Below are 1374 nucleotides of genomic sequence, written 5' to 3'. Positions count from 1 at the left end.
CCCTTTCAGGCTACGGGAGTTAATGAGATGGTCTTCCCCACCTTGTGAACCATACTCTTTATAGAGTATTTTTTCTGGAGAGTCCATCATGCAAAACGTCACCCTTATTGGTATCGATCTCGGCAAGCATTCTTTCCATATCCATTGTCAGGACAAATTCGGCAAGACTATGCTGCGTAAAAAATTTACCCGCCCAAAATTAATGGAATTTTTAGCGGGGTGTACATCGACTACCGTCGTGATGGAAGCTTGTGCGGGTGCACATTTTATGGCTCGCCGGATCGCTGATTTAGGCCATGATGCGAAGCTGATATCTCCGCAGTTTGTTCGTCCTTTTGTCAAAAGTAACAAAAATGATTTCGTTGATGCAGAGGCGATATGTGAAGCAGCATCACGCCCCTCAATGCGTTTTGTCCAGCCGAGAACGGAGACGCAACAGGCGATGAGAGCACTGCATCGTGTCAGAGAATCACTCATCAAAGATAAGGTAAAGACCACTAACCAAATGCACGCCTTTTTGCTGGAGTTTGGTATCAGTCTGCCAAAAGGCGAGGCGATCATTAAACGGTTATCTCTGGTTCTGGCAGAACACGACGTGCCCGATTATCTGAGCCGTTTGCTGATGAAATTACATGCCCATTACCTTTATCTTGTCGAGCAAATAACCACGTTGGAATTAGAATTAAAACAGTCCATCAAAGCGGACGATGCGACTCAACGCATGATGACAATACCGGGGGTGGGACCCATTACCGCCAGCCTACTTTCATCCCAGCTTGGTGACGGAAAACAATTTTCATGCAGCCGGGATTTTGCTGCTTCGATGGGGCTTGTTCCCCGACAATACAGTACAGGGGGAAAACCGACTCTGCTGGGTATCAGCAAACGCGGCAACAAAAATTTGCGCCGATTGCTGGTTCAATGCGCCCGGGCGTTTATGATGCGGCTTGAGCATCAGCATGGGAGACTTGCCGAGTGGGTTAAGGCACAACTGAGCAAGAAACATTCGAATGTGGTTGCCTGTGCACTGGCTAATAAGCTGGCACGAATAGCCTGGGCAATCACGACTCGGCAAAATGAGTATCAGGCCTAATAGAGGCTGGCGGATTCAATAACTTAATGATTAAACAGTGAAATACACGTTACCTATCTGGTTTTGCGAAGACTGATTATTGATGACATGAACGGCCAATCGGCCTGATGAATAACCTAAGAAACAAAATGGCTCATTGAAGCCGGGGAGTTTTTAAGGTTCATCAGGCGCAGAACTCATCGTGGCGCGGGTATCCATACTCATAGAGACGCCGGATAGATTTAAGCAAGCCAACCATACATCAAAATGAGTGTTGCAAAAACGGGGAAGACCATAGATTT

General features: G+C 46.9%; 1 protein-coding gene. It reads left to right on the top strand.

The genetic code is table 11. The features are described 5' to 3' along the window. Positions 1-88 precede the first annotated feature (88 nt). Positions 89-1093, top strand: coding sequence for an IS110 family transposase (locus ABLA76_RS16210; RefSeq protein WP_348988710.1), 1005 nt, complete (start codon positions 89-91; stop codon positions 1091-1093). Positions 1094-1374: the final 281 nt, after the last annotated feature.

The sequence above is a fragment of the Xenorhabdus sp. SGI240 genome (assembly GCF_040081915.1).
In the GTDB taxonomy this organism is placed as follows: Bacteria; Pseudomonadota; Gammaproteobacteria; order Enterobacterales; family Enterobacteriaceae; genus Xenorhabdus; species Xenorhabdus bakwenae.
Note: the sequence above shows the minus strand (reverse complement) of the source record. Positions and strands in the feature narration are given on the sequence as shown.

Coding starts and splice junctions, on each gene's coding strand:
- ABLA76_RS16210 (WP_348988710.1), top strand. CDS start 89: ATGCAAAACGTCACCCTTATTGGTATCGATCTCGGCAAGCATTCTTTC.